This is a genomic window from Murdochiella massiliensis, assembly GCF_900059565.1.
Lineage (GTDB): Bacteria > Bacillota > Clostridia > Tissierellales > Peptoniphilaceae > Murdochiella > Murdochiella massiliensis.
In genome coordinates this window covers 425,380-449,858 of sequence record NZ_FIZW01000002.1, presented here as the reverse complement: position 1 = coordinate 449,858, position 24,479 = coordinate 425,380, and the positions used below count along the sequence as shown (strand labels likewise).

The 24,479-nt window shown below is 50.1% G+C and carries 32 protein-coding genes and 1 riboswitch; of the genes, 31 read left to right on the top strand and 1 reads right to left on the bottom strand.

Annotated features, from left to right (window positions below; translation table 11 throughout):
* Positions 1-33 precede the first annotated feature (33 nt).
* Positions 34-1,335, top strand: a complete 1,302-nt coding sequence (locus BN3910_RS03735; protein WP_066924471.1) for an L-cysteine desulfidase family protein — start codon at positions 34-36, stop codon at positions 1,333-1,335.
* Between the two features lie 80 nt (positions 1,336-1,415).
* Here BN3910_RS03735 and BN3910_RS03730 read toward each other — a convergent pair whose 3' ends face one another.
* The gene (locus BN3910_RS03730) at positions 1,416-3,371 is read right to left on the bottom strand and encodes a fructose-1,6-bisphosphatase (RefSeq protein ID WP_197457222.1); all 1,956 of its coding nucleotides are present in this window, start codon (positions 3,369-3,371) and stop codon (positions 1,416-1,418) included.
* 315 nt (positions 3,372-3,686) lie between these two features.
* Positions 3,687-3,855: riboswitch (Lysine riboswitch) on the top strand.
* A 92-nt stretch (positions 3,856-3,947) separates the two neighbouring features.
* Here BN3910_RS03730 and BN3910_RS03725 point away from each other — a divergent pair.
* The 30 genes from BN3910_RS03725 to BN3910_RS03580 all read left to right on the top strand — a co-directional run bounded on the left by BN3910_RS03725 (position 3,948) and on the right by BN3910_RS03580 (position 24,473).
* Positions 3,948-5,510, top strand: a complete 1,563-nt coding sequence (locus tag BN3910_RS03725) for an ABC transporter permease subunit (RefSeq protein WP_066924464.1) — start codon at positions 3,948-3,950, stop codon at positions 5,508-5,510.
* Between the two features lies 1 nt (position 5,511).
* Entirely contained in the window at positions 5,512-6,249 is a 738-nt protein-coding gene (locus BN3910_RS03720; protein WP_066924462.1) for an amino acid ABC transporter ATP-binding protein, read from the top strand.
* Between the two features lie 530 nt (positions 6,250-6,779).
* Positions 6,780-7,934, top strand: coding sequence for a glycosyltransferase (locus BN3910_RS03715; RefSeq protein WP_066924460.1), 1,155 nt, complete (start codon positions 6,780-6,782; stop codon positions 7,932-7,934).
* Between the two features lie 36 nt (positions 7,935-7,970).
* Positions 7,971-9,455 (top strand): O-antigen ligase family protein, encoded by a 1,485-nt coding sequence (locus BN3910_RS03710; protein ID WP_066924458.1) that lies wholly within the window; start codon positions 7,971-7,973, stop codon positions 9,453-9,455.
* Between the two features lie 54 nt (positions 9,456-9,509).
* Entirely contained in the window at positions 9,510-10,613 is a 1,104-nt protein-coding gene (locus BN3910_RS03705) for an N-acetyl sugar amidotransferase (RefSeq protein ID WP_082790287.1), read from the top strand.
* A gap of 53 nt (positions 10,614-10,666) precedes the next feature.
* The gene (locus tag BN3910_RS03700; protein WP_066924455.1) at positions 10,667-11,806 is read left to right on the top strand and encodes a glycosyltransferase family 4 protein; all 1,140 of its coding nucleotides are present in this window, start codon (positions 10,667-10,669) and stop codon (positions 11,804-11,806) included.
* A 34-nt stretch (positions 11,807-11,840) separates the two neighbouring features.
* Positions 11,841-13,046: a glycosyltransferase gene (locus tag BN3910_RS03695; RefSeq protein ID WP_187367684.1), complete on the top strand. Its 1,206-nt coding sequence runs from the start codon at positions 11,841-11,843 to the stop codon at positions 13,044-13,046.
* Positions 13,047-13,441: 395 nt separating this feature from the next.
* Entirely contained in the window at positions 13,442-13,750 is a 309-nt protein-coding gene (gene rpsJ, locus BN3910_RS03690; RefSeq protein ID WP_066924452.1) for a 30S ribosomal protein S10, read from the top strand.
* 47 nt (positions 13,751-13,797) lie between these two features.
* Positions 13,798-14,433, top strand: a complete 636-nt coding sequence (gene rplC / locus BN3910_RS03685) for a 50S ribosomal protein L3 (protein WP_075967984.1) — start codon at positions 13,798-13,800, stop codon at positions 14,431-14,433.
* Positions 14,434-14,444: 11 nt separating this feature from the next.
* Positions 14,445-15,068 (top strand): 50S ribosomal protein L4, encoded by a 624-nt coding sequence (rplD, locus tag BN3910_RS03680; protein WP_066924451.1) that lies wholly within the window; start codon positions 14,445-14,447, stop codon positions 15,066-15,068.
* Positions 15,068-15,361 (top strand): 50S ribosomal protein L23, encoded by a 294-nt coding sequence (gene rplW, locus BN3910_RS03675; protein WP_066924446.1) that lies wholly within the window; start codon positions 15,068-15,070, stop codon positions 15,359-15,361. Before rplD ends, rplW begins: the two co-directional genes overlap by 1 nt.
* Positions 15,362-15,376: 15 nt before the next feature.
* Positions 15,377-16,204 carry a 50S ribosomal protein L2 gene (rplB, locus tag BN3910_RS03670; RefSeq protein ID WP_066924444.1) on the top strand — a complete coding sequence of 276 codons (828 nt, stop codon included), beginning with the start codon at positions 15,377-15,379 and terminating at the stop codon, positions 16,202-16,204.
* A 12-nt stretch (positions 16,205-16,216) separates the two neighbouring features.
* Positions 16,217-16,501, top strand: coding sequence for a 30S ribosomal protein S19 (gene rpsS, locus BN3910_RS03665; protein ID WP_066924442.1), 285 nt, complete (start codon positions 16,217-16,219; stop codon positions 16,499-16,501).
* Positions 16,502-16,511: 10 nt separating this feature from the next.
* The gene (gene rplV / locus BN3910_RS03660; RefSeq protein WP_066924440.1) at positions 16,512-16,859 is read left to right on the top strand and encodes a 50S ribosomal protein L22; all 348 of its coding nucleotides are present in this window, start codon (positions 16,512-16,514) and stop codon (positions 16,857-16,859) included.
* Positions 16,859-17,659: a 30S ribosomal protein S3 gene (gene rpsC, locus BN3910_RS03655; protein ID WP_066924438.1), complete on the top strand. Its 801-nt coding sequence runs from the start codon at positions 16,859-16,861 to the stop codon at positions 17,657-17,659. The genes rplV and rpsC overlap by 1 nt, the downstream gene beginning before the upstream one ends.
* Positions 17,660-17,680: 21 nt before the next feature.
* Complete coding sequence (gene rplP, locus BN3910_RS03650) at positions 17,681-18,112, top strand: 50S ribosomal protein L16 (RefSeq protein WP_066924436.1); 432 nt, start codon at positions 17,681-17,683, stop codon at positions 18,110-18,112.
* Entirely contained in the window at positions 18,112-18,318 is a 207-nt protein-coding gene (gene rpmC / locus BN3910_RS03645) for a 50S ribosomal protein L29 (protein ID WP_066924434.1), read from the top strand. The genes rplP and rpmC overlap by 1 nt, the downstream gene beginning before the upstream one ends.
* 3 nt (positions 18,319-18,321) lie before the next feature.
* Positions 18,322-18,582: a 30S ribosomal protein S17 gene (rpsQ, locus tag BN3910_RS03640; protein WP_066924429.1), complete on the top strand. Its 261-nt coding sequence runs from the start codon at positions 18,322-18,324 to the stop codon at positions 18,580-18,582.
* Between the two features lie 14 nt (positions 18,583-18,596).
* The gene (gene rplN, locus BN3910_RS03635; protein WP_066924427.1) at positions 18,597-18,965 is read left to right on the top strand and encodes a 50S ribosomal protein L14; all 369 of its coding nucleotides are present in this window, start codon (positions 18,597-18,599) and stop codon (positions 18,963-18,965) included.
* A 10-nt stretch (positions 18,966-18,975) separates the two neighbouring features.
* Positions 18,976-19,287, top strand: a complete 312-nt coding sequence (gene rplX, locus BN3910_RS03630) for a 50S ribosomal protein L24 (RefSeq protein WP_066924425.1) — start codon at positions 18,976-18,978, stop codon at positions 19,285-19,287.
* An 11-nt stretch (positions 19,288-19,298) separates the two neighbouring features.
* Positions 19,299-19,841, top strand: a complete 543-nt coding sequence (gene rplE / locus BN3910_RS03625; protein WP_066924423.1) for a 50S ribosomal protein L5 — start codon at positions 19,299-19,301, stop codon at positions 19,839-19,841.
* 11 nt (positions 19,842-19,852) lie between these two features.
* Positions 19,853-20,038 (top strand): type Z 30S ribosomal protein S14, encoded by a 186-nt coding sequence (locus BN3910_RS03620; RefSeq protein WP_066924421.1) that lies wholly within the window; start codon positions 19,853-19,855, stop codon positions 20,036-20,038.
* 20 nt (positions 20,039-20,058) lie between these two features.
* Positions 20,059-20,451: a 30S ribosomal protein S8 gene (gene rpsH, locus BN3910_RS03615; protein WP_066924419.1), complete on the top strand. Its 393-nt coding sequence runs from the start codon at positions 20,059-20,061 to the stop codon at positions 20,449-20,451.
* Between the two features lie 12 nt (positions 20,452-20,463).
* Positions 20,464-21,003 (top strand): 50S ribosomal protein L6, encoded by a 540-nt coding sequence (gene rplF / locus BN3910_RS03610; protein WP_066924412.1) that lies wholly within the window; start codon positions 20,464-20,466, stop codon positions 21,001-21,003.
* Between the two features lie 12 nt (positions 21,004-21,015).
* Positions 21,016-21,372: a 50S ribosomal protein L18 gene (gene rplR / locus BN3910_RS03605; RefSeq protein ID WP_066924410.1), complete on the top strand. Its 357-nt coding sequence runs from the start codon at positions 21,016-21,018 to the stop codon at positions 21,370-21,372.
* A 16-nt stretch (positions 21,373-21,388) separates the two neighbouring features.
* A complete protein-coding gene (rpsE, locus tag BN3910_RS03600) occupies positions 21,389-21,886 on the top strand; it encodes a 30S ribosomal protein S5 (RefSeq protein WP_066924409.1) in 498 nt (165 codons plus the stop codon).
* 10 nt (positions 21,887-21,896) lie between these two features.
* Complete coding sequence (gene rpmD, locus BN3910_RS03595; protein ID WP_066924408.1) at positions 21,897-22,079, top strand: 50S ribosomal protein L30; 183 nt, start codon at positions 21,897-21,899, stop codon at positions 22,077-22,079.
* Positions 22,080-22,089: 10 nt separating this feature from the next.
* Positions 22,090-22,539, top strand: coding sequence for a 50S ribosomal protein L15 (gene rplO / locus BN3910_RS03590; RefSeq protein WP_066924407.1), 450 nt, complete (start codon positions 22,090-22,092; stop codon positions 22,537-22,539).
* Complete coding sequence (secY, locus tag BN3910_RS03585) at positions 22,539-23,816, top strand: preprotein translocase subunit SecY (RefSeq protein ID WP_066924406.1); 1,278 nt, start codon at positions 22,539-22,541, stop codon at positions 23,814-23,816. Before rplO ends, secY begins: the two co-directional genes overlap by 1 nt.
* A 15-nt stretch (positions 23,817-23,831) precedes the next feature.
* Positions 23,832-24,473, top strand: a complete 642-nt coding sequence (locus BN3910_RS03580; protein ID WP_066926166.1) for an adenylate kinase — start codon at positions 23,832-23,834, stop codon at positions 24,471-24,473.
* The last annotated feature ends 6 nt before the right edge of the window (positions 24,474-24,479 follow it).

Here is a 24,479-nt window from a genome sequence, read left to right as displayed (position 1 = left end):
GCCTTTTGCAACGCGTATTGGAGGAGGTAGGACATGGATGATCATTTGTATAAAAATCACCTCTCTATATTAAAAGAGGAATTAAAGATAGCGACAGGGTGTACTGAGCCCATTGCTATCGCGCTTGCTGCAGCAAAAGCGCGAGACGTATTAGGGAGGGTGCCTGACAAGTGCATCATTGGTTGCTCTGGTAATATCATTAAAAATGTAAAATCGGTAACGGTTCCTAACTCTGGCGGTTTAAAGGGAATAGAGGTTGCCGCCATCCTTGGAATTGTAGGAGGTGATGCAAATGCGGACCTAGATGTTTTACATGCCATTACCCCTGCACAACAAGATATGACGAAAGAACTATTAGCCGAAGGGTTTTGCTCTTGTCAAGTCGTTGAAAATGAGGCCATTCTTTATGTTTCTGCTAAAGTCGTGTCTGGCAAAGATAGCGCACAAGTAGAAATTAAGGATAGGCACAATCATATTTCTCGGATTACTAAAAATGAAGAAGTGATTTATCAAGACGAAGGTGATCTATTAGAGCGTAGCCAAGCTCAAGACAAAAGGCAGTTGTTGAATCTTCGTAATATTATTGAATTTACTGAAGAGGCACAACAATCGGATTTGGCAGCGGCACTCAATAAACAAATCGATTATAATAGCAGGATTGCAGAAGAAGGTCTATCCAAAAAATGGGGCGCTAGTATAGGGAAAACATTAATGGAACGGCAAGTGCCTATTTCCGTTAATCTGCAAGCACGAGCGTATGCTGCTGCGGGGTCCGATGCTCGCATGGCAGGGTGTAGTTTGCCTGTTGTTATCAATTCAGGATCAGGAAATCAAGGAATCACAGTTTCCTTGCCTATCATTATTTATGCTAAAGAATTGGGGGCTGATGAGGAACTGCGTTTAAGAGCCTTAGCATTAGCAAACTTGATAGCGATTCATCAAAAAAAATATATAGGCAATCTTTCAGCCTTTTGCGGAGCAGTTAGCGCTGCAGCCGGTGCTGCTTGTGGCATTGCTTATATGATTTTGAAGCTATATCCAAGGAAGATGGATCTTTATCAAGTCATCTCGGATACAATTACAAACACGATATGTACCTCAGGTGGGATGATATGCGATGGTGCAAAATCATCCTGTGCAGCAAAAATAGCTACAGCGCTGGAGAGCGCTCTGACGGCGTTGGAAATGAGTTTAAAAGGCAATGCTTTTCAGCCGGGAGATGGATTGACGAAAGAGAATATTGAAGAAACGATTCTTACTATGGGAAAGGTTGCCGCAATTGGGATGCGAGAAACAGATCGTCAAGTTCTCAGCCTTATGATGGATCAAGAGTAAAAAACGTACGCCTCTTTAAGTAAGAAATAATGCGAGTCCTTACTTAAGGAGGCGTAATCTTTAAAAAAAATTACTCATCATCAATAGCGATGCATGTCCCTTGCATATGGCAAACTCTCTTTTATTTCTCCGCGTTTATATGCGCGAATGAGCTCATGCAAATGATCAATCATCTTTTGATCGGCTTTTCCTTTATCGGTGTCACCGATGAGGAAACGGCGTTCATAGCGATCCACCGTTTCGACATGGGGAGAGTATGTTTCAAGACCGTTGGTCAGCCCATCGAAATCCTGATGCTCGGCCAGAGCAATATGGTGCGAGTTGAAGATCAACGTATAGCCGGCGATGCCGGTTTTGGAATGATAGGATTTGGCAATGCCACCGTCGATGACGAAGAGTTTGTTGTTTGCTTTTTTCGGGCTTTGTCCTTCTTTGCTTTTTACCGGGACATGGCCGTTGATGATGTGGGCATGCGGCTGTTTCATATCGAACGCTTCCAACAGATAATCCGCAACGGCTTCATTATCACAGAGGGAATAATAGGGATTCATCTTTTCTTTTCCCAGTGTCTTGTCCCCGACAAAGTAATTTTCGAAAGTTGCCATTTTACTCTTACCGAACATCGGGCTTTTCGGGCCGCACCAGAGATACCAGGTGAAATCAATCGCGCTCTTTGTTTTTTTTGCGTCTTTTTCGCCATAATAGGCCGTAGTCATCATGTAATCGACGTAATCCATCAATTCTTTTCCTGCATACGGATGTTCGTCAATGACGAGCGAATCAAATGTGGCATCTTCTTTTAACGGAAGGCAGCCGTGATAGAGCAAATTGCCGTTGTAGCATCGGTAGCTGGACCCTTTTTGAAAGAGAAAACCGATATGACGCGCCAAGCGCTCGCTGTGCACGAAGGAAGCGCGCAGATTAAAGACCAGATCCTCTTCCTCTTTGGTGAGTTTGAGAGGATCTTCCGGATCTACGGTGGGGAAGTTGGTGTCGCGAAGAGGATAGCGTGTGCCATCGGTGTCGATGTATTCCATCGTCTTCCAGTCTACTTTTTTCAAAACGATGCGCTCATTCATGCCATACTCGGGATGGCGTTCAAGGAGTTGGCCTTCCAGTTTGTTCTCTAAAATAGCCACTGCCTTGTGCATTTGCGCCGCACGTTCAATGGACCAGATATTATAGACGTTTTCATCAAAAATCTTCGGTTGAAAATAGGTGCAGGGATCATCGCCGTACACATTCATCGCAAAGTCGTTTAACGCACGCAGATGGATGCCATAGCCATCCTCCAAAACATCAAAGGTGTTGTATTTGATGGCGTTGCGCAGGACAGCCATCATGCAGGTTTCATTCCCCAATTGCGCGCCCATCCAGACGACATCATGGTTGCCCCACTGAATATCGACGTTTCGAAAAGCGATGAGCTCCTCAATGATTTTATCCGGACCGGGGCCGCGGTCAAAAATATCGCCGACGATGTGGATGTGATTGACGCAGATGCGCTGAATGGTATAGGAAAGGGCACAAAGAAAATCGTAAGCGTCCTGTTCCTCAATGATCGCATCAATGAGGGAATAGTAATAGTTGCGACGGTCAATTTCACCGTCGTTAATTTCGAGAAGTTCTCCGATAAGCGTTTTATATTCCTCCGGCAGTTTCCGCCGGATTTGTTCACGCGGATATTTGGAGGCGATAAAGCGCGCCACTTCAATCAGCTCCAAAATAATTTTTCGCACCCAACGCTCATCATCCAGACGATCAATCTTTTTTTGCAAGGTCAGCTCGGGATAGTAAATCATTTCCGCAATTTCATTCTGGTCGTCTTCCGAAAGGCGTGTGCGGTAGACATCTCGTACCTTTCGGCGAATATTGCCCGATGCGGAACGCAATAGATGAATAAATGCGCGATCTTCGCCGTGTACGTCACTGAAAAAGTATTCCGTTCCTTTCGGCAACAGCATTTCCGTCTTTAACCGAATAATTTCGCCCATCGCCGCTCGACGGTTCGGAAACTGCTTGGCCAGTATGCGCATAAGCATATCCTGCTTCAACACAAGGCTCCTTTCTCATGATGATCTCTTTCCGTGCTCGCATTCCGAACAAAACCGGAAAGGAAATAACAGGAACGATTTCTTCTATTCAAAGTATAGCAAAAGCCATAACGTCCGCACAGAAAATGCCTATCGTAACTTTTGTTATACGAGAAGGAAACAAAAAGACGAATACGCAGGAACGATGAAGAGAGGAATGTCAACGGTGAATCATCGGATTATGCAACAAAAAAGCAAGTATTTGACAAACGATAAATGGACCGCTATACTGGTACGAAATTGAACTCCTTAACAAAACAAGGAGGTAGAGGCGCGGGAGCGATGAGTATTTTCCGGAGGCGGTAGCCGGGGAAGGAAGAGAAAGGCAATCTCGCCGAAATGACGAAACGGACACGTGACGTCGTTGGGGTGGCACCAAACAGGTGTCGCACTGTCACCGAAGAAACGGTGGTGCGCTATCGGATTCGAGATGTGGAGAGAAGGCGCAGCCTTCTCTTTTTTCTTTTCGGATCCTAATGGCTGTCGAGGGAGAGCAGAAAACGACAGAAGGAGGAGATCATGAAGGTAAGAAAGAAATGGGGCTTGTTGTTATTGGTGCTTTGTTTGCTTCTGCCCCTTCCGGTGAGGGCAAGCGGAGAAACCGAAACACTCATCGTGGGCATGGAAGTCAATTATGCACCGTTTAACTGGTCGCAAACGACCGATGCCGATGGGGCGGTTCCGGTGGAAAACAGTCCGGGCGAGTATGCCAACGGCTATGACGTATGGATGGCGAAACGTCTTGCGGAAGGACTTGGAAAAACGCTGGTGATTCGCAAGATTGAATGGGACGGTCTGCCACCGGCCCTAACGTCGGGAAAGATTGACGCCATCATCGCCGGCATGAGCCCGACGCCGGAACGCAAGAAAGAAGTGGACTTTACCGAACAGTACTATGCTTCGGATTTGGTGATGGTAGTGCAGAAAGATGGCAAGTTTGCGCATGCTGAGAGCTTGAGTGATTTTGCCGGCGCAAAGATTACCGGACAGCTTAACACCTTTCACTACGAGGTGATCGATCAGATCGAAGGCGTGGCCAAACAGGCACCGCTTGATACGTTTTCCACGATGATTACGGCACTGAATGCTGGATCTATTGACGGGTACGTCTCCGAACGGCCGGGCGCATTAGCGGCGGTTATGGCGAACCCGGGCTTAGCCACGGTTGTTTTTGCTCCGGAGAAGGGCTTTGTTGCGGATCCCGAAAACACCACCATTGCGGTGGGCGTGCGCAAGGGAGATCCCTTAAAAGAGCAAATCAACCATATTCTTGCGGAAATACCGGAAGAAGAACGCCAACAGGCCATGGATGCGATGGTCACCCTACAGAATCGCGGTGAAAACGACAGTACCTCTTTTCTTGATGAGGTGCGTGCCATTTGGGATACCTATTCTTCCCTTTTTCTGCGCGGTACGGGCGTGACGCTTCTGATCTCCTTCTTGGGCACGGCATTTGGCCTCGGCATCGGCTTTATCGTTCAAGTGATTCGTACCATTCCGACGAAAAAGAAAACGGGCATGAAAAAAGTGCTGATTCGCTTGTTTCAACTTTTGGGGACGGCCTATGTTGAGGTTTTTCGCTCCACGCCGATGATTGTCCAGGCCATGCTGATTTTCTACGGCAGCAAGCAGTTTTTCCACCTCGATATGGATCCGCTCTTTGCGGCATGTATCATTGTTTCGATCAACACCGGGGCCTATCTTGCTGAGACGATTCGTGGCGGTATTGATGCCGTGGATAGCGGTCAATTTGAAGCGGCGCAGGCTATCGGTCTTCGCCACGGACAGATGATGACGCATATTATTTTGCCCCAGGCGATGCGAGCAATTCTGCCGTCCATCGGCAATGAGCTGGTTGTAAACATTAAAGACACGTCGGTTTTAAATGTAATTTCCGTAACAGAGCTGTTCTTTGTGACAAAAAGCGTTGCGGGATCGACATTCCAGATTTTCCAGGCGTACTTCATTGTGGCCCTCATCTACTTTGTTCTGACACGTTTAGCCAACTTTGTGATTCGAGCGCTGAGCCGGAAGATCAGTCCGGATGTGCCGTTTACGATTAAGAGTGCAACGGAGGCATAGTATGGAAAAACAGGCGATTCTTACGATTAACCATTTGGAAAAAACATTTGGCGCCGAAACGGTGCTGAAAGATATTTCACTCACGTTGCATCCGGGAGAAGTGGTTTCCCTCATCGGACCGTCCGGTGCAGGAAAATCCACTTTCCTGCGTTGTATTAATCTGCTGGAGGAGCCGACGGCGGGGGAGATTCTGTTTCATGACCAGTCCATTTTAGCGCCCAAGTTCGATCTGCTACGCTATCATGCAAAGGTAGGCATGGTATTTCAACAGTTCAATCTCTTTCGCAATCTGAGTGTACTGGAAAATTGCACGCTCGCTCAGGTGAAGGTGTTGGGGCGTGAAAAACAGGAAGCACGCGATGTGGCAATGAACAATCTCCGACGCGTGGGCATGGCAGATTATGATCGAGCCAAACCCGCACAGCTTTCGGGCGGCCAACAACAGCGTGTAGCCATTGCCCGCGCCCTTTCCATGGATCCGGAAGTTCTGCTTTTTGATGAGCCCACCTCCGCCTTGGATCCCCAAAACGTCGGGGAAGTGCTCAGCATCATCGAAGATCTGGCGAAGGGCGGCATGACCATGATGGTTGTTTCGCATGACATTTCCTTCGCGCGTCGTATCGCGCATCGGGTAGCGTTTCTGCGTGGCGGATATATTGAAGAAATCGGCACACCGGAGGAGATCTTCTTGCATCCTAAGAGCGAAGCATTACAGCAATTTGTGCAGCAGCAGGAATAACAAGCGACTCGGTATGCGTCAAGTAGAGATCCTGTTAGCTCGTAAAAAAGTGATGACTTGGTGAGGGATATTAGTGTCGGCGCTTACTGGTTATACGCTTACTGGTTATTGCTAACTGGTAATTATAGAAAATTACTGTTTTCTCTTTAGCGCAGAAAGCTGCCGTAAAGCGGGCGGGATAATTACGGCTATAAAACGAAAAAGTGTGAAAAGCCGCCGTAAATCCAGTAGCTGGATTACGGCGGTAAAACGCAAAAGCGGGGAAAGCCGCCGTAATCTGCCCGCAGCGCTCATAAGGAGCCGGCCTACGGCCGGCGATTGGTAAAGATGGAAGGCGACCCAGCGGGGCGCTGAGCGCGCACAGGAATACTCTTTCTATTTTTTTCTTCTTGGTCTCTCATCAATTGTATTTCTACTATCTCTAAATGTTTTCCTGAGGAAAAGCGGGGGATTGTCTACAACGAGGAATTGCATTAGAATGTGCCTATTGAGCAAATGTCCCGAAAGAGAAGAAAAGAAGGGAAGAAAAGGTGCAGAAGGTATTACTGATCTGCAATGCAGATTCTATATGGACGAAAGAGTATGTGAAACATATTCACCTTCCTCTTTCAAATCAGGTTGAAATTCTTTCTTTTGAACCGGTTAATGCCGACTTTCTTCAAGAGTATGCGGACATGGGGGTAACCATTCATATTCTCAAGTATTCCGCCCATTTTTTCGATAAAGCAAAAAAAATTACATGGCTTCTTCATTTTTTCCACCAAAAAAACCGTTTTAATGCTTATGATCTGGTGGAACTGCACGGACCGAAACAGTACGGCTTATACCGGCTGCTCTACCGGCTGTTGAATAGATATAAAGGAAGGCTCATTACCCTGTTTCACGGGTCGGAAATTCTTCGCCTTTCCCCGGAAAATGCCCCTGCGTTAAAGCCGTTGTTAGCCCGTTCCACACGTATTAACCTGCAGGTGTTGCAGCTGAAAGAGGCATTTATTCAGCACTACGGGCATGTCTACGATGAAAAAATCGCGTGTGTCCGACTGGGCAGTCTGGCTTATGATGCGATTGACCGGATTACGGAAGATGAGAAAACGTTGAAAGCGCAGTTCGGTTTGGATCCGGAGAAAGTGATCGTCGCCGTGGGGCACAATGGCTATCGCGCCCAGCAACACTTGCCGGTTTTGGATGTGCTTTGTCGGTTGGACGAGGAACACAAGGAGAAGATCCAATTACTCGTGCATATCGCGTATGGCGCAAAGCCGGGCTATGATGAAGAACTGAAGAAAAAATTGGAAACCACGGGCATTTCTTATGTCCTGTCAACGCAGACTTTCGATCTGAATGAGATCGCAAGATTGCGCAAGGCGACGGATATCTTGATCCATGCCCAGCTAACGGATGCACTCTCGTCGACGATACGGGAAATGCTCTATGCCGGTAAGATATTAATTAATCCGAGCTGGATTCATTACCATGAATTCGATTCCCTCGGTGTGCAGTATGTAAAATACGATCATATTGACGAATTGCCGGAGCTTCTTACCGCACTATTGGATCATCGCCTTGTGATGGACACCGCGGGTAATCACGAAATAATGGGACGGGAATTTTCTTGGCAGGGCCTGCGCGCAGATTGGAACCGCTTGCTGCGGGGCGTGGATGAGAAAACAAAAGACGAAGCGTAAACGCTGATAACGGGAGATTTTTTTTTGAGACCTTTGATGACGACAACAAAAAACGTACTCTGTACGATAAATGAAGCGATGTCGAAGAAAATGCGCTTCGCTCTTTTGACGTTTCTTTATTTCAGCTACTATATTCTGCTTTTGTTACAGCCCCTTCTTGCGTTGCGCTATTTAGGGTATTATGCGTTGCTTGTCTTCGGCTTGACCACGGCGCTGGTAGCAAATCGAGAGATGAAAACGGATATCGAAGGGGTTCCGAAAAACCGGAAGAGAATCGCCTTTGTTTTGTTTTTTCTCGGCTTATGGATGATTGTCACGGGTTTTTTCACCCGTTCACGAGGTCAAGTGTTTCAGGGCGCATTCCTCGGGATTTTCGTTCCTGCATCATGGCTCGTGACCACCAACCGCGAGAGTAAAAAAGAACTGATTCGTGCGTCGGGGCTTGCCGCCGTCGGTGCACTTCTTTTCCTCTTGGTGATTTCCGTTTGTTTTGTTCCGATCTATCCCGGGCAGTATTCGTCCATCTTGCTTAATCCCAACGGGTTAGCCCAGGCGTTAATTCCGATGGTGGTCAGTACGGGGTGTCTGTTCGCAGAAAATCTCCTTCAACCCAAGAAAACAATGTGGGGAAAAATAGGAAAGAGCGTTCTAACGATTGTCCTATTTGGCATCAGTATCTCTTTCATGATCTTTACCAAAAGCCGAACGGGGCTGCTTTCTCTACTGGTTGTCGTCGCGCTTTGCTTTCTTTATGCCCATTTTAAAACGCACGTTTCTTTATGGAAGACGACCGTCTTGGTGGTACTTGCCTTTCTCATGCTTTATCCCACCCTGTTCATGGTCAAAGATGTGGGCTACGGCCTGCTGAAATGGGAACTGCGGACAAAAGGTTCAGCCCAGCGCCTCATCGGTGATGAGATTGAAACCTATATGGCAAGTGCGGATGAGCAAATAGAGGATATTGATTTGTCTCTGCAGACACAGAGTTTTATGGATCGCATCGGCAAAGGCATTACCGATGAAGCGGATACCAGTTCCGGGCGCTTTGCGATCTGGAGTGTAGCCATAAAAAAAATATCGTTTTTCGGTCGCCCTCAGTACAGCACTTTTGCGGTGACATACAGCAACCGTGTACACATCACCAACAACACGCACAACATTCTCCTTCAGATGGGATACTATTACGGTATTCCGGGGATGGTGTTAATGACTCTGTTTTTGATTCTGTATGTTTGGGAGATACTTCGCTACTGTGTGCGGGTGGTGATGACTGAGAAGTTGGACGGCTATACGTTATATCTGGTTTCTACCGCGGCCACGTTCTTCATTGTCGCCAACATTTCCGGAACGTATGAGCTTAACAGCACCTTTCATTCGCTCCTTTTTTGGCAAATGGCTTCCTTTCCACACAGCCTTTTTCCCGAGGAGACAAAAGAATGTCTGAGTCGATCGGAAGAGATGCTGCCTTCCTATGACAAAGAAAAGAAGATGCTTTCCTCGGTAAAAAAAAGCAACGCATAGCCTTTTGCAAAGAACGAACGAAAAAACTATAGTCACAATTGTAACGGAGGAACTATGGACGTTAGACGCTGTACGCGTTGCGTAATGGATAATACATCCGATCCCACCATTCGCTTTGACGAACTGGGACAGTGCAATTATTGTACGGATGCGCTGGCAAAAAAGGATCAAGTGTACTTTCCCAATGCGGAAGGCAAAGAAAAATTGCAAGCCATGATCCGCAAACTGAAACAAGCGGGGAAAGGCAAAAAATTTGATTGTATCATGGGCATATCCGGCGGCTTGGATTCGTCCTATTTGGCGTATCTCGGTTGCCAATGGGGACTGCGGATTTTAGCGGTTCATATCGATGATGGCTATGATACGGCGATTTCCATTCGCAATATTGAAAATCTGACGAAAGCGGCACATTTGGTGATGGAGACGGTTCGACCGGATCGCGCTCAATATGATGCGCTCATTCATGCGTATATGAAAGCCGGTGTGCCGAATCTCGCTATTCCTCAAGACAATATCCTGCTGGCATTTTTGCATGCTGAGGCAAAAAAACACGATGTCCACTATTTTCTTTCCGGTGGAAACTATGCCTTGGAGTACATTTTGCAGCAGGGCAACACATACAATTCGATGGATGTCGTGAACATTAAAGACATTCACCACCGTTTTGGAACGGAGGGGATCGATAAGCTGCGTTTTATCACCTCCATCCAAAAATGGCTATCGGACAAAACGGGAAACTTGGTGGAATATCGTCCATTAAATTATTTGGACTATAATCGCAAACGCGCATTTCAGGAACTGAAAGCATTTTGCGATTTTGAGTACTATGGTGGGAAACATCAGGAGAACCTCTTCACGACGTTTTTGCAACTATACTGGTTGCCGAAAAAATTTCATGTTGACAAACGGAAATCGCATTATTCGAGTCTGATTGTGTCAGGACAGATGACGCGAGAAGAGGCATTGCAGGCACTCGAAGAACCGATGTATGATCCGCAGCAAATGGACGCCTATATTGCGATCATTAAGGAGCGTATGGGTATCGGTGACGAAGAATTTGTGCACTTGATGCAGGCGCCGGTAAAACAGCACACGGACTATAAGACAGAAAAATTCGCAACAGCTGTTCGTAAGTTGCGCAATCGGTTCTTCGGCTAAGATTCTGTGGATATGGATAAGGGTTTCGAGGACGAAAGGAAGTCGGGGACGGGATGGGAGAGCAAAAAATTAAAATTTGTCACATGACCAGCGTTCACGATAGCCGGGATGTGCGCGTTTTCCAGAAGGAATGCGTTTCGTTGGCTGCTCATCCCGAGTTCGCAGTGACCTTGGTTGCTCCGGGCGAAAGTCGGGAAGAAAAGGGTGTACAGGTTTTAGGCGTTGGACCGCGACCGATAAACCGTATACAACGCTTCTTATTATTTACGAAGCGGGTGTACAAGGAGGCGCTTCGCGTAGACGCCGACATCTATCACTTTCATGATCCGGAACTGATGGGCAAAGCGATAAAGCTGAAGCGTCATGGAAAAATTGTCATTTTTGACAGTCATGAATTCACGGCCAGTCAAATTCTGCTGAAAAATTACATTCCCCGTTTTCTGCGTAAGGGAGTAGCCCGCTTCTATCGTTGGCGGGAAAAGAAGAACTGCCGAAAACTGGATGCGGTGATTTTCCCCTGTACGATTGAGGGGAAGCATCCCTTTGCCGAAGAGGCGAAGCGAACCGAAATCATCGGCAATTTCCCGGATTTGACTTTTTGGAAGCCGGAAGAAGGCGTACAAAAGGAATATGACGTGTGCTGCACGGGATCCCTGACGGCTGAACGCGGCATTACGGCGCTTCTGACCGCAGCGAAGAAGAAAGGATTGTGCGTAGCGCTTGCAGGGGCATTTTCTCCGGCCAACTATGCCGATGCGTTGAAGGAACAGGGACTTTTGGAAGGCGTCAACTACTTCGGTGTTTGTCCGCCGACGCAGATTCGTGACATCGTCCGGCGGAGCAAGTACTGCTTTTCCGGCATTCAAGACAAGGGACAGTACGCGAAATTGGAAAACTTTCCCACGAAAGTGTATGAAGCCATGGCGGTTGGCCTTCCGGTGATTATGTCACGCTTTGCCTATCCGGAACGCATTAACCGCGAGGCGGAATTTGCACTTTTGATTGATCCGGCGGATGCGCATGCGTTAGAGGATGCGATGGAAAAAATGCGGGATGCATCATTTCGCGAGCGTCTCGGACAGAACGGAAGGAAGCTGGTAGAAGAACGCTTTAGCTGGCAACAGGACGAAAAGCGTCTGTACCGCTTGTATTGCGCGTTGAGTGAAGGACTTGGTCATGCAAGGGAAAACTGAACGGAATTGGGCGGAACAGAGTGAGGCGGCGAACATGACAACCAAACGTAAGCCGCTGTATCTTAAAGTTTCCGTTTCCTCTTTCGGGGAAAACAGCCGTGACGAGCGTGAGCTTTCTGCCGCCGAAGAAGCCGGATGGGAGAACCTGCATGTCATTGGCCCGAAGGGACTAAAGGAGCGACATCGCAACGGCCATTCCTGGACAGTAGAGGAAATTGATCCGCATCCCTTCGGAGATCGCGGCATTCGCCGGAGGTTGGGGCGTTTATTTTCTTTCCTTCATTATGTTGTGCGCATAAGAAAACAGAAAGCGGACGTGATCTCGGGTCATGATCTGTTGGGGGTATGGCTTGCACATTTGGCAAGCATCGGTCGAAGAAAGAAGACGCGTCTCATTTATGATGCGCATGAGTATGAACTTGGCCGCTTTACCGGTAAGCGCAGAAGTCGCCTGACCTCGGCGATTATCTATCGCTTAGAAAAAAAATTTCTCAAGCGTTGCACCTTAACTATTCTTGTCAATCCGTCGATTCATGACCAGATGAAGCGCGACTATCAACTGGATTTTCCGGCGGTTATAGCGGGCAATATTCCGGTGCTTCGTGAACCGGATCCGGATAAGAGTCTGCAAATTCGAGCGCAATGGAAAGAAACGATGCGACTGAACGAATCGGAACCGATATTCATCTATCACGGCTTGGTGGGACCGGGCCGCGGCATTGAAGAAGCGGTTCAGGCGCTTTCCGCTACGAATCGTGGCGGGTTGGTGATCATGGGCTACGGGATGGATTCGTACAAAAAGACGTTGGAAGATCTTCGTCGGCAAATACCGAAACCGGAGCGTATTCTTTTTCATGAAGCGGTGCCCGGAGCGGAACTTTGCACCTATTTGGCAGCGGCCGATATCGGCATCGTGCTCATCTATCCGATATCCAAAAGTTATTATTACGCGCAGCCGAACAAACTTTTTGAATCCATTCATGCGGGCAATCCCGTGTTGGCCTCCGATTTGCCGGAAATTTCCCGCGTGGTGAACACCTATGGTATCGGCATGCTGTGCGACATCAAGAATCCGGAAGATATTCAGCAAAAATGGAAACAATTGGCGGAGGACTATGCCAAGGAGCCGTTCCCGAAGCGTCTGGTCGAGGCAAAAAAAACGCTCAATTGGGATGTGGAAAAGCGCGCGTTGGTGAATGCCCTGCGCACATTGCGCATAGAAGAAGAGAAAAAATTCTGATCTACTGGATCGGAATTTTTTCTATTTTGACTTGCCAAGACAGACAATGTTGTGTAAAATAATCGAGTGTCCAGAAATACGGGCGATGAAGCGAGAGGTTGCTCGAACGTCCAAGGACCCCTAAAGGCGTTGAAAATGCAACGCACTAGGGGAAAAGACGTAGGTCGAGGGAATTTTCGTGGAGCAGTTCGATAGCATTCGAACGACGGAAAACCGGTATTTCTTTTTTTAGGCGGGCATAGGACACGCCCGGCTCAGTGTATCGGCGAACCGGCGCAAACCTTTTGTAACCTTCCTTAGTATAAATGGGAAGGGCGGAGCAAAGACAAAACTCTCCCGAAAACGGGTGAGAGAACGGGGCTCTGCCGAAAGGAGCGCAAAACCAAGGAGGAAAAATGGCGAATCAGAAGATCAGAATCCGGCTTCGTGCATATGATCATGAAGTCATCGACGCGTCAGCGGCGAAAATTGTTGAAGCGTGCAAGCGTTCCGGAGCAGAAGTTTCCGGGCCGATTCCGCTGCCGACAGACAAAGAAGTCATCACCATCCTGCGTGCAGTCCATAAATATAAGGACTCGCGCGAGCAGTTCGAGCAGAGAACGCACAAGCGCTTAATCGACATTGTCAACCCCAATGTCAAGACGCTGGAAGCACTCAAAAAGCTGAACCTGCCGGCCGGTGTGGACATCGAGATCAAACTGTAACCCCATTAGAATGATCGCGAAAGCGATCCGCTGTAAAGGAGGAACTCGTGAAGAGTATATTAGGCAAGAAGGTCGGGATGACCCAGATCTTCGATGAAAACGGCATTGTCACGCCGGTGACTGTCGTTCAGGCCGGACCCATGGTGGTCACACAGGTCAAAACGGCCGAAAAGGACGGCTACAATGCCATCCAGGTCGGATTTGCGGAGCAAAAGGAAAAGAAGATCAACAAACCGCTGAAAGGCCATTTCAATAAAGCGAATGTTGCCTATAAAAAGACGCTGCGTGAAATTCGCGTAGACGAAGGCGAAACGTTCGAACCGGGACAGGAATTTACCGTTTCTCTGTTTGCCGCCGGGGATGTGATCGATGTGATCGGCACATCTAAAGGAAAAGGCACCCAGGGCGCTATTCGCCGCTGGAACTATGGCCGCGGACCGATGGGACACGGTTCCAAATCCCACCGTGTCGGCGGAGCGCGTGCGGCAGGATCGTATCCGGCGCGTGTTTTCCCGGGCACAAAGGGATCCGGAAAAATGGGACATGATCGGGTAACCGTACAGAACTTGACCGTAGTGCGCGTCGACGAGGAAAACAACATGATCCTCATCAAAGGTGCACTGCCCGGCCCGAAGGGCGGACTGGTGACGATTCGTGCGGCGAAGAAAGCCCGGACGAAGTAAGGAGGACGGAAATGCCAAAAGTGAATGTAGTAAAGCAGACCGGTGAAGTTGTCGGCGAACTGGAGCTGGCTCCGGAGCTGTTTGACGTCGATGTCAACGAGCATACCGTCTACACCGTAGTAAAGAACTTGCTGGCGAACAAACGCCAGGGTACCCAGTCGGCCAAGACACGTGCCGAGGTTCGTGGTGGCGGTCGCAAGCCGTATCGCCAAAAGGGAACCGGTCGTGCGCGTGCCGGCTCGAGAACGCAACCGAACTGGCGTGGCGGCGGCATGGTTTTTGCCGTAAAACCGCGCAGCTACCGTTATACGACGCCGAAGAAAATTCGTCGTACAGCGCTCAAGTCGGTATTGACGGCCAAGGTTCGTGCAGATGAACTCATCGTGTTGGATGCGCTGAACCTGGATGCGTTCAGTACAAAACAGGCCGCGGCGGTACTCAATGCGATTCATGCCGATAAAAAAGCCTACATCGTTGTTCATGAGGCGGATGAGAAGCTGATTCGTTCCTTCCGCAACATCCCGACGGTAGAAACCGTTGAGGTCGACAGCATCAACGTTTACGATCTTATGCGCTTCAATTCGCTGATCATGACGAAGGATGCGGTGAAAAAGGCAGAGGAGGTCTTTCAATAATGAAATCTCCATTTGATATCATCATTGCTCCGGTCATCACGGAGAAATCCATGGCGGATATGGGAGAGCACAAATACACCTTCCGCGTCGATGCCAAGAGCAATAAGGCGGAAATTCGCCATGCCGTTGAAGAAGCCTTTGACGGCGTCAAGGTTAAGCGTGTCAACACGATTACCATGAAAGGGAAAACCAAACGCGTGGGGAACCACAAGACGAAGAGCTCCGATTGGAAGAAAGCCATCGTCACCCTCACGGAAGACTCGAAAGAAATCGAGTTCTTCGAAGGAATGTAATCGAGGAGGGATGCAATGGGAATCAGAAGATATAAACCGACCTCGGCAGGCCGCCGCGTCATGCGCGTATTGACCTTCGAGGAAATCACCAAATCCACCCCGGAAAAATCGCTGACGGTCAGTCTGAAGCGTTCGGGCGGTCGTACGAATAACGGACGCACTACACTGCGTTTCCGTGGCGGCGGTGCGAAGCGTCGTTACCGCATCATCGACTTCAAGCGCAACAAGGACAACATTCCGGCAAAGGTCTCTTCGATCGAATACGATCCGAACCGCTCCGCGAATATCGCCCTGTTGGTCTATGCCGACGGTGAAAAGCGCTATATCCTGGCACCGCGCGGACTGCAAGTCGGTCAGCACGTAGAATCCGGTGAAAACGTCGACATTACGGTCGGCAACGCATTACCGCTTCGCTTTATTCCGGTCGGCCAGACGATTCATAACATCGAAATGAAGCCGGGAAAAGGTGCGCAGCTGGTGCGTACAGCCGGTGCTGAAGCACAGCTGATGGCGAAAGAAGGAAAATATGCGCAGCTTCGTATGCCTTCCGGCGAATATCGCTTAATTTCGCTGGATTGCAAAGCGACGATCGGCGCGGTCGGAAACCCCGATCATGGCCTGGTTCGTCTGGGCAAAGCCGGTAAGAAGCGTTATCTGGGCCGCAAGCCTCATGTACGCGGTTCAGCGATGAACCCGGTTGACCATCCGCACGGCGGTGGTGAGGGACGCGCTCCGGTAGGACGTCCGGCACCGATGACCCCGTGGGGCAAGAAGTCACGTGGCGTGAAGACCCGCACAGCGAAACAATCCGACAAGATGATTGTTCGCCGTCGCACGAAGTAACAGGAGGATGGCATGAGCAGATCTTTGAAGAAAGGGCCTTTTGTTGATGACCACCTGATGAAAAAGGTGGAGGCTCTTAATGAATCCAATAAGAAAATGGTGATCAAGACGTGGTCACGTCGCTCGACGATCTTCCCGCAGTTTGTCGGTCACACGATCGCCGTTCACGATGGAAGAAAACACGTACCCATCTATATCACGGAAGATATGGTCGGACACAAACTCGGCGAGTTTGTACCCACCCGTACATTTAGAGGCCATGCCGCGAAATCAGACAAGCAGAGTGGCGTACGCTAGGAGGTAGGACATGGAAGCAAGAGCAGAAGCAAAATATGTTCGCGTCTCTCCCCGCAAGGTGAACTACATCTGCAAAGAGATTCGTGGCAAGCAAGTGGATGAAGCGCTGACCATTCTGCATTTCACCCCGAAAAAAGGCGCGGAAGTGCTGGAAAAGGTTCTGCGTTCGGCGATTGCGAATGCGGAAAACAACCTCAGCCTGGATCGCGAAGAATTGGTCGTCAGTCAGGCATGGGCCAACGACGGACCGACCATGAAGCGCTGGCATCCGAAGGCGAAAGGTGCAGCATATCCGATTCTCAAGAGAACGTCGCACATCGGCGTTGTGGTCAGTGAAAAAGAGGAGGAAGAGCGCTAATGGGTCAAAAGGTACATCCGAAGGGAATGCGCGTCGGCGTTATTAAGGATTGGGATTCCAACTGGTTCGCCGGCAGCGCACAGTTTCCGAAGCTGATTAAAGAGGATCATGAGATCCGTCAAATGGTTAAGACAGAGTTGTTCGACGCCGGTATCTCCGATATCAAAATCGAGCGCACCATGGGACGCGTACGCGTCACCATCAATACGGCCAAGCCGGGCGTAGTCATCGGCAAGGGCGGTACAGCGGTGGAAGAGCTCAAAAAACGCATGGAAAAATTGACCAATAAGACGGTTTTGATCAATGTCGAAGAAATTCGTAATCCGGACCTGGATGCGCAGTTGCAGGCGGAACGTATTGCCGCTGACCTGGAAAACCGCGTGACTTTCCGTCGTGCGATGAAACAGGCGATTCAGCGCAGTATGCGTGCCGGCGCCAAAGGAATTAAAACGGTGGCTGCCGGTCGTTTGGGCGGTGCCGATATGGCTCGCAGCGAGCATTATTCCGAAGGAACTATTCCTCTGCAGACGCTGCGTGCCGACATTCGCTACGGCCAGGCGGTCGCCAGAACGACTGCCGGTGCGGTGGGAATCAAGGTATGGATCTATATCGGTGAAGTGCTTCCGGGAATGAAGGAAGCCGAAATGCCGAAGCCGCCGCGTCGTGAGCCGCGTCGCGGACGCCGTGATCGTCGTGATGACAATCGCCAGGATCGCCGGGATAACCGTCGAGGCGGAGAGCGTCGAGGAAACCGTCGCGAAGGATCCGGTCGCGGCGAGCGTCCCCAGCGTGAGCAATAGACCGGGTGAGGAGGTAGCACTATGTTAATGCCAAAAAGAGTAAAACGCCGTCGCGTCCACCGCGGTCGTATGAAGGGAATGGCACTGCGCGGAAACACCGTCACTTACGGTGAATACGGTCTGCAGGCTGTTGAGCCGGCATGGATGACGGCCAATCAGATTGAAGCGGCTCGACGTGCCATGACCCGTTACATCAAGCGTGGCGGAAACGTCTGGATTAAAGTTTTCCCGGATAAGCCGGTATCGAAAAAGCCCGCGGAAGTCCGCATGGGTTCCGGTAAAGGTGCTCCGGAGTATTGGGTCGCCGTCATTAAGCCGGGTCGCGTGCTGTTTGAGATGGCCGGCGTGCCCCACGATGTGGCGAAAGAAGCGATGCGTCTTGCTGCTGCGAAATTGCCGATGAAGACCAAATTCGTCGTGCGTGAACAAGCGGGACAGGAAGGTGAAGAATAATGAAAGCTACGGAAATTCGCAATCTCTCCGATCAGGATCTCAGCCAGAAGCTGCAGGATCTGAAGCAGGAATTGTTCAATCTTCGCTTCCAGATCGCAGCCGGTCAGCTGGAAAATCCCAATGCGATCGGTTCGGTAAAAAAAGACATCGCGCGTGTACGCACGATTCAACAGGAACGTGCCCTTGCGGCAAGAAAGGAGGCTTAACCGATGGAAAATCGTACATCCAAACGTCCACAGAAGATCGGTATGGTCGTCTCCAATAGTATGGACAAGACGATCGTGGTGGAAATCGCGACGTTGGTCAAGCATCCCGAATACCACAAGATGATGAAGCGCACGATTCGCATCAAGGCACATGACGAGAATAATCAGGCGAAAATCGGCGACCGTGTTCTGGTAATGCAGACGCGTCCGCTGTCGAAAACGAAACGCTATCGCCTCGTTGAAATCCTCGAAGAAGCGAAGTAAGAGAGGGGGCTTCAATGTTACAGAACGAAAGTCGTTTGAAAGTCGCCGATAACTCCGGCGCCAAGGAACTCTTAGTCATTCACGTCATCGGCAGCACCGGTCGTAAATACGCGCGTATCGGCGATCAGATTCGCTGCACGGTCAAAAATGCGACCCCGGGCGGTACGGTGAAGAAGGGCGATATCGTCACTGCCGTAGTGGTGCGCAGCAAAGATGGCATTTCTCGTCCCGACGGCAGCGTGATTCGCTTTGACGATAACGCGGCGGTCATTGTCAAGGACGATAAGAATCCGGTCGGAACACGCATTTTTGGACCGGTTACCCGCGAGCTTCGCCAGAATGGCTATATGAAGATCATTTCGCTCGCACCGGAAGTACTGTAAGGAGTGGACTATGCACATTAAAAAAGGTGATCAAGTCCAGGTGATCTCCGGCAAATATAAAGGAAAAGTCGGTGAGGTATTACAGGTTTTTCCGAAAGCGAACCGGGTCATCGTTAAGGACGTCAATATGCAGGTGAAGCATAAGAAACCGCGCAGTTTGCAGGAGCCGGGTGGACTTATCCATCGCGAAGGCCCCATTCATGCATCGAATGTTCTGCTTTATGATGAAGCGGCTAAGCGCGGTGTGCGCACACACACAGAAATCAAGGACGGGAAAAAAGTTCGTGTTTCCACCAAGAGCGACACCCGTTTTGATCAGTAAGGGGGACGACCATGGATAATACTCTATATACGCATTATAAAAACGAGGTCGTACCCGCTTTAATGAAGGAATTCTCCTACGACAACATTATGCAGGTGCCGAAGTTGGAGAAGATCGTCATCAACTGCTCCATGGGCGAAGCCAAGGACAACCCGAAGGTGTTGGAATCGGCTGCTCATGAGCTTGAGGTCATTACGGGTCAGAAACCGGTGATCGTCAAAGCGAAGCGTTCGGTGGCAAACTTCAAATTGCGTGAAGGACAGGCCATTGCGACCAAAGTCACTCTTCGCCATAAGAAGATGTATGATTTCCTCGAAAAGTTGATTGCGATCGCGCTTCCGCGTGTTCGCGACTTCCGCGGGGTTCCCGCTACGTCTTTTGACGGTCGTGGCAACTATGCCATGGGCGTGAAAGAGCAACTGATCTTCCCGGAAATCAATTATGACGATGTGGATACGATTCACGGTATGGACATTATCATTGTCACATCCGCTCAAACGGACGAGGAAGCCAAATCGTTCCTCAGCCACATGGGCATGCCGTTCGCAAAGTAAGAGGAGGAGAAATGGCAAAGAAATCATTGATTGCGAAACAGCAGAGAAAGCCGAAGTTCTCGACGCGCGCCTATAGCCGCTGCAGCATTTGCGGTCGTCCGCACGCTGTCCTCAAGAAGTACGGTATTTGCCGCATCTGCTTCCGCGAACTGGCTTATCGCGGGGAAATCCCCGGCGTAAAAAAGGCCAGCTGGTAAGCTGAGGAGGAGGTAGAAACATGATGACAGATCCGATCGCGGATATGCTCACGCGCATCCGCAATGGCAATATGAAAAAACACGAATCCGTCGAAGTGCCGGCATCCAACATGAAGAAGAGTCTTGCACAGATTCTTTTGGACGAAGGTTACATCAAAGGATTCAACGTCGTGGAAGACAATAAACAGGGCATGATCACCATCGATTTGAAATATGTGGATGATCAGCGCGTCCTCTCCGGCCTCAAACGCATTTCCAAACCCGGTCGTCGCGTCTATGTGCGCGCCAACGAGGTTCCTCGCGTATTGGATGGTCTGGGTGTGGCAATTCTGTCGACGTCCCACGGCGTATTGACCGACAAGCAGGCACGCGAACAGGGTGTCGGCGGCGAAGTGATCTGCTACATTTGGTAAGGGGAGGTAATTATGTCAAGAATTGGATTGAAGCCGATTGACATCCCCGAGAAAGTGGACGTTTCAGTCGACAACACCAACACAGTTAAGGTCAAAGGACCGAACGGCGAACTTGCACAGCAGCTTCCTGCCGCGTTCAAAGTAGAACAGGACGGGAATGTGATGCATGTGGTTCGTCCGGATGATGAGAAGAAAACCCGCTCGCTGCACGGCCTCTATCGCACGTTGATTGCGAATATGCTTGAAGGTGTAACGAACGGCTATACCAAGAAAATGCATATCGAAGGAAGCGGTTACCGTGCACAGAAACAGGGGAACACGCTGGTGCTGAACCTCGGTTTTTCGCATCCCGTACAAATGCAAGATCCGGATGGCATTACGACGGAAGTACCGGATGACCGCACCATCATCGTGAAGGGCGCGGATAAACAGCAAGTCGGAAACTATGCGGCCAACATTCGTAAATGGCGCCTGCCGGAACCGTACAAGGGCAAGGGCATTCTTTACGAAGGAGAACAGGTACGTCGCAAAGAAGGTAAAACAGGCAAGTAAGGAGGCGCTTAGATGGCACAATCTACAAAAAATGCAAATCGGTTGGCGCGTCATGCCCGTGTTCGCAAAAAGATTTCGGGCACTGCGGATCGTCCGCGCCTGAACGTCTATAAGAGCAATATGAACATGTATGCGCAGATTATCGATGATGAAGCCGGTGTAACGCTTGTTTCGGCATCGACGCTCGACAAAGATGTAGAAGTCAAAGGTTCCTCAGTAGAGTCCGCTAAAGCGGTGGGCGAAGCTGTGGCAAAGAAGGCTCTGGAAAAGGGCATCGAGACGGTCGTCTTCGACCGCTCCGGCTACATCTATCACGGCAAGGTGAAAGCGGTCGCCGAAGGCGCTCGCGAAGCCGGCCTCAAGCTGTAACCGGGGAGGAGGAATCATGTATAAAGAAGACAACAAGCAAGAGCTTGAAGAAAAAGTCGTCTCGATCAACCGCGTCTCCAAGACGGCCAAGGGTGGCCGTACGGGCCGTTTTGCCGCTATCGTTGTCGTTGGGGATAAAAAAGGCCGCGTCGGCATCGGTACGGGCAAGTCGCTGGAAGTTCCTGATGCCATTCGCAAGGGATCCGAAGAAGCGAAGCGCTCAATGGTTCGTGTGCCGCTGGTCGGAACCACGATCCCGCATACGATCATCGGTCGTGACGGTGCAGGCCGCGTTCTGCTGATGCCGGCAAAAGAAGGTACCGGAATTATCGCCGGCGGTCCGGTTCGTGCGGTCTGTGAAATGGCAGGCATCACCGACATTCGTGCAAAGTCGTTGGGATCTTCCAATGCGCGCAGCATTGTTAATGCCACCATGAACGGCCTGCTCACCATGAGAACGGCGGAACAGGTTGCTCGTCTGCGCGGCAAGAGCGTAGAAGAAATTTTGAAGTAGGAGGCCGAGCATGAGTAAGTTAAAAATTACGTTGAAGAAGAGCTTCATCGGCCGCCAAGATAAACAGATTAAAACGGCGAAAGCGTTGGGTCTGACGAAAGTCGGACACACGGTTGAGCATGAGGATACGCCGTCCATTCGCGGTGCAATCCAAAAGATTGGTTTCATGCTTGATGTCGAGGAAGTACAATAGGAGGTCGATCATGAAATTACATGAATTAAAGCCTGCACGTGGCGGTGAGACCAAAGAACGCAAACGCGTCGGCCGTGGTCATTCCTCCGGTTGGGGTAAATTCGCCGGCAGAGGCCGCGATGGCCAAAATTCGCGAAGCGGCGGCGGTGTTCGCCCGGGTTTCGAGGGTGGTCAGATGCCGTTATTCCGCACGCTTCCGAAGCGCGGATTCCACAATCCGTTTTCGAAGCAGTATGCCGTGGTCAACTTGGATGATCTGAACCGCTTTGAAGACGGTGCCGTCATCAACGCCGAAACGCTCGTGGAGGCGGGAGTGATCCGTCAGAACGAATTAGTGGACGGATTAAAGGTTCTCGGAAATGGGGAACTGGAAAAGAAGTTTACGGTTCAGGCTACGAAATTTTCCAAGTCCGCCGAAGAAAAAATTCAAGCGGCCGGTGGAAAGGCTGAGGTGGTCTGATGCTTTCCACACTCAAGAATGCATGGGCAACAGAACAGACAAGAAAGCGTATCCAGTTCACGGTATTGATGGTGATTGTTCTTCGACTCGGCAATGCACTGCCTATTCCGTTTGCCAACTTGCAGCTTATCAACCAGATTTATAATTCGATGCAGGGAAGCCTTCTCGGCATCATGAACATGATCAGCGGTGGCGGATTGGCGAACTTGAGTGTTTTGGCTTTGGGTGTGGGCCCCTACATTACGTCGTCCATTGTCATTCAGCTGTTGACGTTCGCGATTCCACAGCTGGAGGAAATTTCCAAAGAAGGAGAAGAAGGCCGAAAGAAGATCCAGCAGTATACGAAGTATTTGGGCGTCGCTCTCGCGGTGGTTCAAGCATTCGCACTGGTTCAGGGTATTTTCTCCGGCGCCTTCGGTAACGGCGGCGCGCTGGAAAAGGCGATTGCGGTTCTGGTCATGGTTGCCGGCGCATCCTTCGTGGTATGGATTGGCGATCTGATTACCGAACACGGGGTCGGAAACGGCGTATCCTTCATTATTTTCCTGGGCATTGTTGTACAGATGCCGGGAAGACTGTATGGAATGATTCAAGCAGTCATTCACGGACAAATGAATATTCTGGTCCTTCTGCTCATCATTGCGATCACGATTGCGGTTACGGTCGTTGTTGTGTTGCTCAATGAAGGTGAGCGTAAGGTGCCGGTACAATACGCCAAGCGCGTGGTCGGCCGTAAGATGTATGGCGGACAGGCGACGCACATCCCCATCAAAGTGAACATGGCGGGCGTTATGCCGATCATTTTTGCCTCGGCATTGCTGGCCATTCCGCAAACCATGGCGTTGCTCTTCGGCGGCGGGGTACAGCGTTTTGTAGCGCAGTATCTCACCCCGCAAGGATGGATCGGGTTCATCGTACAGCATACTTTTCAGGCGCTGTTGATTGTCCTGTTTGCCTATTTTTACAACTCCATTCAGTTTAACGCCTATGAGTATTCACGTAACCTGCAGCAATCCGGCGGCTTTATACCGGGCATCCGTCCGGGAAAACCGACCACAGAATACCTGCAACGCATTGTCGGACGCATCACACTGGTCGGCGCCATCGTTTTGGCGATTCTCTCGATCATTCCCGGTCTGGTGAACATGATCTTCTCAGTAAGTCTCGGCTTCGGCGGTACTTCGATCATCATTGTGGTCGGTGTCGTGCTGGAAATGGTGCGTACGTTGGAAGCACAACTGCAGATGCGTCATTATCGCGGCTTCTTAAAGCGGTAAGAAAGGAAGGCTATGATGAGGCTCGTATTACTTGGTCCTCCGGGAGCGGGAAAGGGCACCCAGGCAAAAAAACTGGAAGAGCGCTTTCACCTGTCGCACATCTCTACGGGCGACATTTTCCGTGTAAATATCAAGAACCAAACCGAATTAGGCAAGAAGGTCGAGAGCTATCTTTCCTCCGGACAACTGGTTCCGGATGAATTGACGATCGCCATGCTTTGGGATCGTCTCGACCGGGAAGAGGATCAGGGGTTTCTGCTGGACGGTTTTCCGCGTACGCTGGAACAGGCGGATGCGTTAAATGCCGGTCTTGCTGAACGCGAGCGTCCCTTAGACGCCGTCCTTTCCATCGAAGTTGAGGAGAAGGTGCTAGTCAAGCGGCTGGCGGGCCGCAGAACGTGCCCGCATTGCGGCGCCTCCTTCCATATTACTGATCAACCGCCCAAAAAAGAGGGCGTCTGTGATGAGTGCGGAACAAGTCTTGTTCAGCGTCCCGATGACAGCGAAGAAACGGTGCAAAAACGCATTGATGTCTATCGGGCACAAACGGAACCTCTTGTGGCGTATTACGAAAAAGAGGGAATCCTCGTGCACATCAATGGCGATCGTCCGGTTGATGTCGTATTTCACGCCATTGAAGCGGCGTTAAACGCATGACGTTAG

Coding starts and splice junctions, on each gene's coding strand:
- BN3910_RS03700 (WP_066924455.1), top strand. CDS start 10,667: ATGGGAGAGCAAAAAATTAAAATTTGTCACATGACCAGCGTTCACGAT.
- rplV (WP_066924440.1), top strand. CDS start 16,512: ATGGAAGCAAGAGCAGAAGCAAAATATGTTCGCGTCTCTCCCCGCAAG.
- rpsE (WP_066924409.1), top strand. CDS start 21,389: ATGTATAAAGAAGACAACAAGCAAGAGCTTGAAGAAAAAGTCGTCTCG.
- rplD (WP_066924451.1), top strand. CDS start 14,445: ATGCCAAAAGTGAATGTAGTAAAGCAGACCGGTGAAGTTGTCGGCGAA.
- rplF (WP_066924412.1), top strand. CDS start 20,464: ATGTCAAGAATTGGATTGAAGCCGATTGACATCCCCGAGAAAGTGGAC.
- BN3910_RS03735 (WP_066924471.1), top strand. CDS start 34: ATGGATGATCATTTGTATAAAAATCACCTCTCTATATTAAAAGAGGAA.
- rpsJ (WP_066924452.1), top strand. CDS start 13,442: ATGGCGAATCAGAAGATCAGAATCCGGCTTCGTGCATATGATCATGAA.
- BN3910_RS03620 (WP_066924421.1), top strand. CDS start 19,853: ATGGCAAAGAAATCATTGATTGCGAAACAGCAGAGAAAGCCGAAGTTC.
- rplO (WP_066924407.1), top strand. CDS start 22,090: ATGAAATTACATGAATTAAAGCCTGCACGTGGCGGTGAGACCAAAGAA.
- BN3910_RS03730 (WP_197457222.1), bottom strand. CDS start 3,371: ATGCGCATACTGGCCAAGCAGTTTCCGAACCGTCGAGCGGCGATGGGC.
- rpmC (WP_066924434.1), top strand. CDS start 18,112: ATGAAAGCTACGGAAATTCGCAATCTCTCCGATCAGGATCTCAGCCAG.
- BN3910_RS03580 (WP_066926166.1), top strand. CDS start 23,832: ATGAGGCTCGTATTACTTGGTCCTCCGGGAGCGGGAAAGGGCACCCAG.
- rpmD (WP_066924408.1), top strand. CDS start 21,897: ATGAGTAAGTTAAAAATTACGTTGAAGAAGAGCTTCATCGGCCGCCAA.
- rplR (WP_066924410.1), top strand. CDS start 21,016: ATGGCACAATCTACAAAAAATGCAAATCGGTTGGCGCGTCATGCCCGT.
- rpsQ (WP_066924429.1), top strand. CDS start 18,322: ATGGAAAATCGTACATCCAAACGTCCACAGAAGATCGGTATGGTCGTC.
- rplW (WP_066924446.1), top strand. CDS start 15,068: ATGAAATCTCCATTTGATATCATCATTGCTCCGGTCATCACGGAGAAA.
- BN3910_RS03695 (WP_187367684.1), top strand. CDS start 11,841: ATGACAACCAAACGTAAGCCGCTGTATCTTAAAGTTTCCGTTTCCTCT.
- rplX (WP_066924425.1), top strand. CDS start 18,976: ATGCACATTAAAAAAGGTGATCAAGTCCAGGTGATCTCCGGCAAATAT.
- BN3910_RS03725 (WP_066924464.1), top strand. CDS start 3,948: ATGAAGGTAAGAAAGAAATGGGGCTTGTTGTTATTGGTGCTTTGTTTG.
- BN3910_RS03710 (WP_066924458.1), top strand. CDS start 7,971: ATGACGACAACAAAAAACGTACTCTGTACGATAAATGAAGCGATGTCG.
- BN3910_RS03705 (WP_082790287.1), top strand. CDS start 9,510: ATGGACGTTAGACGCTGTACGCGTTGCGTAATGGATAATACATCCGAT.
- rpsC (WP_066924438.1), top strand. CDS start 16,859: ATGGGTCAAAAGGTACATCCGAAGGGAATGCGCGTCGGCGTTATTAAG.
- rplP (WP_066924436.1), top strand. CDS start 17,681: ATGTTAATGCCAAAAAGAGTAAAACGCCGTCGCGTCCACCGCGGTCGT.
- BN3910_RS03720 (WP_066924462.1), top strand. CDS start 5,512: ATGGAAAAACAGGCGATTCTTACGATTAACCATTTGGAAAAAACATTT.
- rpsH (WP_066924419.1), top strand. CDS start 20,059: ATGATGACAGATCCGATCGCGGATATGCTCACGCGCATCCGCAATGGC.
- rplN (WP_066924427.1), top strand. CDS start 18,597: ATGTTACAGAACGAAAGTCGTTTGAAAGTCGCCGATAACTCCGGCGCC.
- rplE (WP_066924423.1), top strand. CDS start 19,299: ATGGATAATACTCTATATACGCATTATAAAAACGAGGTCGTACCCGCT.
- secY (WP_066924406.1), top strand. CDS start 22,539: ATGCTTTCCACACTCAAGAATGCATGGGCAACAGAACAGACAAGAAAG.
- rplB (WP_066924444.1), top strand. CDS start 15,377: ATGGGAATCAGAAGATATAAACCGACCTCGGCAGGCCGCCGCGTCATG.
- rpsS (WP_066924442.1), top strand. CDS start 16,217: ATGAGCAGATCTTTGAAGAAAGGGCCTTTTGTTGATGACCACCTGATG.